Origin of the sequence: Cyanobium sp. BA5m-10 (assembly GCF_024346255.1) — a bacterium.
In the GTDB taxonomy this organism is placed as follows: domain Bacteria; phylum Cyanobacteriota; class Cyanobacteriia; order PCC-6307; family Cyanobiaceae; genus Cyanobium_A; species Cyanobium_A usitatum.
The window spans coordinates 1-7,342 of the sequence record NZ_JAGQCP010000080.1 but is presented as its reverse complement, the minus strand read 5'-3'; the positions used below and the strand labels follow the sequence as shown (position 1 = coordinate 7,342).

Genomic DNA, 7,342 nt, shown 5'->3' with positions numbered 1-7,342 from the left:
TCAATCAGCAGCCACTGGTTGGCACCAGGGCTACGCCGGTACCAGTGAAACGCTGAGGGTGGCAATGCGGCCAAAACGTCGGCTACGGCCGTGGCCTGTAGTACTGCCCCCTGCACGGCTTCACCCTGGAGCACCAGCTGCTGCAAACCATCGATTTGCTGCTGAACAGCACTCTCCTGTTGCAGATCCGTATTGATCTGCTGGCGCAGGGCACGGATCTGGGACTGGGGGTCGGCACTCACCCCTGGTATGCAGGAAAGCTGGCCATCCACCAGCTGGCAGCCCACTAGGTCCTGGGCCCGTACCGGTGCCAGCGGGCCTAGTCCTAAACCCGAGCCAATGGTCAACGCCAGGGCCCAGAGGGATGGACGAAGAAGCGTAGATGTACGAAACAAACCCATCAAGAAGGGGCAAGACCCACCGATCTTGACTGGGAAGGCCCAGCGAGGCCAGCAACCCGTACCGCAGCCACTAGTGCTGCAACCTGATCGAGATCCTTATTGCCTGGGCTTCGCTCCACGCCGCTGGAGGCATCTAGGCCTGTGGGGCGCAGCTGGCTCAGCACTCCCGGCACCCGGTCGGCCCTAATGCCCCCCGCGAGCCACCAGGGAAGAACTGGCGTAAAACCCTGCAGCCACTCAATCGGAATGCGGTGGCCGGTACCGCCCAACTGTTCGGGCACCCAGGCATCGAGAAGTAAGGCATCCACCACCAGGGAGTAGTCAAAGGCCCGCTGCAGATCTTCCGGCCTGCGAATCCTCAGGGCTTTCCAGATCTCACAGCCCAAGCGGGAGCGCAGCTGGCCGCAGAGCTGGGGTGTTTCTGAGCCGTGCAACTGCACCACAGCATGACCCTGTCCCAGCTCTAGTTGGGCCCACTGCTGCTCGAGCGGATCGGCCACCACCAGCACACCGCGGCAGCCAGGCGCCGCGGCCCGCATCGCCCCAAAAAGCGCCGGCCGGTGTTCAGCATCAAGGAAGCGAGGCGAGCCCGGCACGCCGATCACGCCGATCGCATCCACCCCCAGTTGAGCCACCTCTGCGGCCTGGTCCGGTTCCCGCAACCCACAGATCTTCAGCAGGGGGGATGCCATGGCGAGGGCAAAGGCTGTCGCCCCTTTCTAGGATCAGAGTCCTGCTGCTCTTCAACTGGCTTGACCAGCACGAGGAGCAGACACCAATACAGAGGGCAGTGGGAGAAGGCTGGCAAATTTTCAAAATTCGGGGCATCCCCCTACGGATCCACCCCAGTTGGTTTGTGATCTTGGTGCTTGCCACCGCGGCCTTCCAACAGCAATACAGCCTCACCCTCAAAGATCCGATGAGTGCCCCGGTGCTCTGGGGCCTGGGGCTGGTTACGGCAATGTTGCTGTTCGTTTCGGTGCTCCTACACGAATTGGGCCACTCCCTGGTGGCCCTGGCCCAGGGGGTTGAGGTGCGCAGCATCACCTTGTTCCTGCTCGGCGGCGTGGCCAGCGTGGAGCGCGAGTGCAGCACCGCCCGGGGCGCCCTGCTGGTGGCAGCGGCTGGCCCTGCCGTGAGCCTGGTACTGGGCGTGGGCCTGCTGGCCGCGACCCATCCAGCCGCCCATCTCTCCCCCCTGCTGGGCGCCATGGTTTCAGAACTGGGCACCCTCAACATGGTGCTGGCCCTGTTCAACCTGCTGCCAGGCCTACCGCTAGATGGGGGCTTGATTGTGAAGGCCCTGGTGTGGCAAGCCAGCGGTAGCCAGCGGCGCGGCGTGGAGGTTGCCAACAGCTGTGGGCGCTTCCTTTCCCTGCTTGCCATTGGCATGGGCACCGTGGTGCTGCTGCGCGGAGGGGGCCTCAGCGGCGCCTGGTTGATGCTGCTGGGCTGGTTTGGACTTGGGGCCTCGCGCAATCAGCGCCAAATGCTCGCCTTACAGCAAACCCTCAACGAACTAAAAGTACGGGATGCGGCTGGGCGGCGATTTCGGGTGCTTGAGGCGGCAGGTCGGTTACGGGAACTGAGCCAGATGCGTGTCTCCCAAGCCAGCGAGGTCGACCAAGGCGACTGGCTGCTGGTCTGCGATCGCGGCCGCTGGCAGGGCTTCATCGACGACAAGCCCCTGCAACAACTGCCAGTGCAGCGTTGGGATACGGACAGCATCGGCGACCACATCCAGCCCCTCTCGAGCCTGCCCTCCATCCGGGAGTCGGCACCGCTGTGGCAAGCGGTGCAGCAACTCGAGGACAGCGGCCGCAACCGACTGCTGGTGCTAAGCCCAGCCGGCCTCCCCTGCGGCACCATCGAACGCCCCGAGCTCGGCGAGGCGGTGCTTGCCAAGTTGGGCCTGCGCCTGCCCGCTCCCATCCTTGAGGCCGCCCGTCGCCAAGGCACCTATCCACTTGGCCTGGCCTTAGCCCAGGTGGTGCGCTCCATGGTGGCCTCTGGTGAAGCAAGCGAGGAGGGGCCAGCCAACGTCAGCCCGTAACTGGCCTCGGTCGCTGCAATCTGTTCCCATTCCTCGCTGCTGAGGGGAATGGTCCTGTTACCGGCCGCCGCCGCAGGCAGCTCAGCCTTGGCCGCTTGGATCAAACGCAGCTCCAGCTCAGTGCGGTCTATGGGCAGAACTGGCAATTGGGGTGGCGGCCCGCCAAACACAAGCTTCCATAAGTCGGCGGGTGGCTCCAAAAGAATCGAGCCGTGCTGCAGCAGGCAGCCGCGGCGCCAGAGCTGGGCGCTGCCAACCCGTTTGACGCCGCTGGCGTGCCCTAGATCCGCACCCGTACTGGTGGCAAAGCAGCTGCTGGGTTGTGGGCTGGCGGCCTGGCGGCCTGCCTGCAATGGCAGTCCCAATCCGGCAAAGCAATTCACAAGCCAGGCGCAAGCGCTGCCGTACGTCTCCTGACGCGATAGGGGGGGATCAGGCCACACCAGGGCGTAGGTGAGCTCTCCGGCGTGGAGCACGGCACGGCCGCCACTTGGTCGCCGCACCAAATCGATCACCCCCGCCGCTGCCAGCGCCTGCCAATGGGGTTCTATGCAGCGCTGGTGAAACCCCAGCGACAGGGTGGGGTGCTGCCAGGAGTAGAGCCGAAAGGCCGGTGCCCTTTGGTCCAGCAGCAGGCTGTCTATCGCCATCTGCCTGGCTCCCGGATGGCAGCTGCTGGGCAGCAGCCGCATGGCTGGGAGGGGAGATGCTGGAGAGTGATCCATTCCGCAAGGTTGCCCGGATGTTGTGGAGCCTGTTGCCCTATCTGCCCCTTGGCCTGCTGGCGGGTCTGCTGTCGGGAGTGCTGGGCATCGGCGGTGGGCTGGTGTTTTCCCCCCTATTGCTGCTAGCCGGACTTGATCCGCACCAGGCCCTGGCCACCAGCACCCTGGCGATCGTGCCCACCACCCTGGGTGGCACCTGGGCCCACCTGCGCAACCGCAGCCTTCCCTGGCGCGGGGGCTTGGCGATTGTGCTGGGTGCAGGCCTCGGTGCAGGCCTGTTCAGCCAGGTTGGGCTGGTGCTCCATGGCTGGATGTTGCTCGCAATGCAGGCGTTGATGTATGGAGGACTGGCCTTGAGCTTTCGCCCCCCGTCGGCGCAGGCTGCTATCGATACCGCCAGCTTGAAGCTGGCGGGTTTGACAGCCACCGGCATGGTCGCAGGCATGGCCACCGGATTGCTCGGTCTCGGCGGTGGCCTGGTGATGGTTCCCTTGATGGTGCAGCTGATGCAGGTGCCAATTCACCTGGCAATCCGCTTCAGCACCCTGGCGGTGCTCACCTCAGCCTCAGTCGCCTCAACCACCTTCCTGCTGGATGGCCGAGCACTGCTGCCGATTGGGATGCTCCTAGGAGGCACAGCAGCTGCTGCCGCCCACTGGTCGGCCGCCAGGCTGGATCGGGTCAGCGACGGTCAGCTGACGTGGCTACTGCGGGCTTTAACTTTCATACTTGCGCTCGACAGCGGTCGCAGGTCCCTGGCACTACTACTGAGCCGCCCCGGCTGAAAGTGGCGCCCAGAAGCCTCCGTCTAGCTCGTAGCCAAGAACCGCAGCCATCTGGGCTAAGCCCTGACGGCAACTCAAACCGTGCAGGCGCGCCCAGGCGTCAAGGCTGAAAAGCCTGTGGGTGATCCAAAGCTCCAGGGACTCGGGGGCAAAACGGATGCCCTCCGTGCGGCTGAATTGGTGGGGCAGCACCATCGCCACGTGGCGGGTGAGTTGGCCGCCGCCACGCTCCAGCAGCAGGGGCAGCCAGGGAGCTTCCGCATCGGCCCGCAGGGACCAAAGCCGCAACTCGGCAATTTCCGACAGCTCCCGGGGGTCGTCGTCGGCACGGGGCCAATTGAAGTGAAGCTCCAGGGAACCAGCCTGCTGGACAAGGGCATCAGGGCTAAGGCTGAACCAGGGCTTGAGAGCTGCAAGATCCAACTGGCGGATCTGGCTCTCGGAAATCTCCACAGGGGCCATCAAGAGCTGTGACAGCAGGGCGGGACAAGCTGGACCGTAGCCACCTAAGGGCAAAGAATGGGGCGAATCCAGTTGCTTGCTGCCCTCCCATGGTTTCCACTCTCAGCCAGGCCGAAGTGCTGATTGCCCTGGTGGTGGCCGCCCATGCGGGCGTGCTGGCCGTTCGCCTCTGCTTCAGCCTTTACAAAGCCTGAGAAGCTGGCCATTGCTCCTTGGCAAGCCTTACACCTTGGCAAGTTGCACCTGGCTAGCTAAAAGCGTCTAGGCCCCAGCGGGGTTTGATCCCTCGTTGCCCCCATGCCGCCTCTCCAGCTATCCAGTTATCAGGCCAGGCAAAATCTGCCCTTGCGGCGAGAAAGAAAGCCGCTTTCTGGTACGGATTCCAGGCCTTCTTCCCTCCGCAAGCCTGCGTCGCTCCCCAATCCGGCGTCCCAGCCTGATCCCCAGATAATTACTGGCGGTGAAGCAGCCGCACTGCAAGCCCTCTCAAGTGAGCGGCAAGAATTGCTCTGCAGCGTGATCGGACTGGTTCTCAAGGTTGGCCTTGTTGTGGTCGCTGGCGTCAGCCTGGTACGACTTGCCACCGCTTATCAGGAGCGGATGGAGCGCCAGGGTGAGCTCTCAGCGGTGCTCGGCCTTGAACGGGCCAAACTCTCCAAAGCACGCCAACGCTTTGACCATCTGTTCATGGTGGAAGGGGAGCAGCGGCTGATCCGCGAGCAAAATCAGTGGATTGCCCCCAATCGCCTGCGGGTGGTTTGGCAGCAGGCCACCCCGTAGGTTGGGGCCCTTCTCGCAATTCACTTAATGGCCGCAACAGCAGCCGCCGGAACGGTTTTGATCACCGGCACCACCTCAGGGGTGGGCCTCAATGCCGCAAGTGCCCTTGCTAAACGCGGCTGGCATGTGGTGACGGCCAACCGTGATCCCGTCAAAGCCGCTGCTGCCGCAGCCAGCCTGGGGATTCCTGCAGAACAGCTTAGTCATCTGCGTTTTGACCTCGGCGATCTCGACAGCGTTCGGGTGGGAGTCGAAACTTTGGTGGCGTCCCTGGGACGCCCCTTGGATGCCCTGGTGATCAATGCGGCTGTCTACAAACCGCGGCTAAAGCAGCCCGAGCGCTCCCCGCAGGGCTACGAAATATCGATGGCCACCAATCACCTGGGGCACTTTTTACTGATTCAGCTACTGCTGGGCGACTTGCAGCGCTCAAGCCACCCCTCGCGGCGGGTGGTGATTCTTGGCACCGTGACGGCCAACTCCAAGGAACTGGGCGGCAAGATTCCGATCCCAGCTCCAGCTGACTTGGGCGACTGTGCCGGCTTCAAGGCCGGATTTAAAGCCCCTATCTCCATGGCCAACGGCAAGGCCTTCAAACCTGGCAAGGCCTACAAAGACAGCAAGCTTTGCAACATGATCACGACCCAGGAGCTGCATCGTCGTCTGCACGAAAGCACCGGCATCGTTTTCAGCTCGCTATACCCAGGCTGCGTTGCCGACTCGCCCCTTTTCCGCAGCACGCCGCGGGCGTTTCAGACTATTTTCCCTTGGTTCCAGAAAAATATCACCGGCGGATATGTAAGCCAGGCATTGGCAGGAGATCGGGTTGGCCAGGTGGTGGCCGATCCAGATTTTTCCGCCTCGGGTGTGCACTGGAGCTGGGGCAACCGCCAAACCAAAGGGGGACGGCAATTCAGTCAGGAGCTCTCCGACAAGGCCAGTAACCCCGAAACGGCGCAGACCTTGTGGGAGGAATCAATGAAGTTGGTGGGGCTGACGCCGGCCTAAAAGCGGCGGCGGAAGGCATCGTCGCTGCGGCTGGATGCTTCTTCAGCGAGGCTCAATTTCCAGACGTTGCGGCTAAGGCGGCGGGCCTTGAGTCCGCCTCTCTCAACCGTTTCACTGGTGGGGCGGGCACCAAGCAGCTGACTCACCTCGGAAGTGCTGAGGGGTGCCCCGGTCTGGACGGCCAGCTGGGTGAGCTCGAGGCGTTGCCGCAAAGCAGCCAGATCGGCCTGGCCACCGTCTTCGGCCTCAGACCAAAGCCAGGGCAGGTCGTGGGCCGAACCGGCCATCTTCTGCATCAATCCCATACCGATGAAAGCCAGTGCTTGCTCCGGCTTGACTCCCTGGGCTGCTGCCTGGGCCATCCATTCAGGCATCGGAGCACTGTTGACACTGTCTCCAGCGGGCATGGGTTCTGCCTGGGCAGCCTGGCTGCGAGTGGAGCTAGAAGCGGTGCGGCGGGTGGCCATGGACGTCCCCTGAACGTTGGCCGGACGGTACCGGCTCAGCCGCGATGGGCAAGGGGCAGGGGGCTTCAGGGTTAAGATCCAGCCGCAGCAATGCCGATGTGAGGGCTAGCTGTTCGAAGGATTTCCCCTTGCCATCCCGCCTTCCCTCCCGAGACGAACTGGCGCTGCGCCGGCGTCGGGAGATGGCGCTTGGCTCAAGCTCAAGTGGCGGCACCCAGATCACTGGCACCCGGGTGGGCAGCGACAGCTCAGGCGCCAGTTGTGTGATTACCACCGACAGCGAGGGCTCCCGGCTGGCACGCCAATCCAGCCATGTGCAGTCGATTGAGCTGCGCACATACGTATTTCTTGATTCGCTGCAGCCCCAGCTAGCTGCCTATATGGGTACGGTTAGCCAAGGCTTCCTGCCCATTCCTGGTGACGCCTGCTTGTGGCTGGAGGTGTCGCCGGGCATGGCTGTGCACCGGGTCACCGACATAGCCCTCAAGGCCAGCACGGTGCGGCTTGGCCAGATGATCGTGGAGCGGGCCTTCGGCTCCTTAGCGCTCTACCACCGTGACCAGAGCAACGTGCTCCACTCTGGCGACGTGGTGCTCGAGGCCATCGGCAGCCGGGTGGAGCTCCGCAGCCGTTGCGAGGTCAGCTGGACCGAGATCATCCG

Annotated in this window: 9 protein-coding genes and 2 pseudogenes; 6 read left to right on the top strand and 5 right to left on the bottom strand. The window is 63.6% G+C overall.

The window, feature by feature from the left end; all coding sequences use genetic code 11:
- Both KBY85_RS15335 and KBY85_RS15330 read right to left on the bottom strand, forming a co-directional pair.
- A pseudogene (locus tag KBY85_RS15335) lies at positions 1-347 on the bottom strand (hypothetical protein); the annotation flags it as partial.
- Positions 348-400: 53 nt separating this feature from the next.
- Positions 401-1,093, bottom strand: coding sequence for a phosphoribosylanthranilate isomerase (locus KBY85_RS15330; protein ID WP_254962329.1), 693 nt, complete (start codon positions 1,091-1,093; stop codon positions 401-403).
- Between the two features lie 98 nt (positions 1,094-1,191).
- Between KBY85_RS15330 and KBY85_RS15325 the strand changes: the two genes are divergently transcribed.
- Positions 1,192-2,454 carry a site-2 protease family protein gene (locus tag KBY85_RS15325; RefSeq protein WP_254962327.1) on the top strand — a complete coding sequence of 421 codons (1,263 nt, stop codon included), beginning with the start codon at positions 1,192-1,194 and terminating at the stop codon, positions 2,452-2,454.
- Here the strand turns inward: KBY85_RS15325 and KBY85_RS15320 are convergent.
- Complete coding sequence (locus tag KBY85_RS15320) at positions 2,361-3,146, bottom strand: lipoyl protein ligase domain-containing protein (protein ID WP_254962326.1); 786 nt, start codon at positions 3,144-3,146, stop codon at positions 2,361-2,363. The two genes, KBY85_RS15325 and KBY85_RS15320, sit on opposite strands and share 94 nt — an antisense overlap.
- Positions 3,147-3,160: 14 nt before the next feature.
- Between KBY85_RS15320 and KBY85_RS15315 the strand changes: the two genes are divergently transcribed.
- Positions 3,161-3,964, top strand: coding sequence for a sulfite exporter TauE/SafE family protein (locus tag KBY85_RS15315; protein WP_254962324.1), 804 nt, complete (start codon positions 3,161-3,163; stop codon positions 3,962-3,964).
- Here the strand turns inward: KBY85_RS15315 and KBY85_RS15310 are convergent.
- Positions 3,944-4,426 (bottom strand): CRR6 family NdhI maturation factor, encoded by a 483-nt coding sequence (locus tag KBY85_RS15310; RefSeq protein ID WP_254962323.1) that lies wholly within the window; start codon positions 4,424-4,426, stop codon positions 3,944-3,946. The genes KBY85_RS15315 and KBY85_RS15310 overlap by 21 nt on opposite strands.
- Before the next feature lie 89 nt (positions 4,427-4,515).
- Here KBY85_RS15310 and psaM point away from each other — a divergent pair, with 89 nt between their 5' ends.
- From psaM to KBY85_RS15295, 3 genes are all read left to right on the top strand, one after another.
- A complete protein-coding gene (psaM, locus tag KBY85_RS15305; protein WP_106502470.1) occupies positions 4,516-4,620 on the top strand; it encodes a photosystem I reaction center subunit XII in 105 nt (34 codons plus the stop codon).
- Positions 4,621-4,942: 322 nt separating this feature from the next.
- Positions 4,943-5,206, top strand: a complete 264-nt coding sequence (locus KBY85_RS15300) for a hypothetical protein (RefSeq protein WP_254962322.1) — start codon at positions 4,943-4,945, stop codon at positions 5,204-5,206.
- A gap of 27 nt (positions 5,207-5,233) precedes the next feature.
- Positions 5,234-6,214 (top strand): protochlorophyllide reductase, encoded by a 981-nt coding sequence (locus KBY85_RS15295; protein WP_254962321.1) that lies wholly within the window; start codon positions 5,234-5,236, stop codon positions 6,212-6,214.
- Here the strand turns inward: KBY85_RS15295 and KBY85_RS15290 are convergent.
- The gene (locus KBY85_RS15290; protein ID WP_254941166.1) at positions 6,211-6,588 is read right to left on the bottom strand and encodes a hypothetical protein; all 378 of its coding nucleotides are present in this window, start codon (positions 6,586-6,588) and stop codon (positions 6,211-6,213) included. The genes KBY85_RS15295 and KBY85_RS15290 overlap by 4 nt on opposite strands.
- A gap of 275 nt (positions 6,589-6,863) precedes the next feature.
- On the opposite strand from KBY85_RS15290, the pseudogene KBY85_RS15285 reads away from it, so the two are divergent.
- Positions 6,864-7,342: pseudogene (locus KBY85_RS15285) on the top strand (BMC domain-containing protein); the annotation flags it as partial.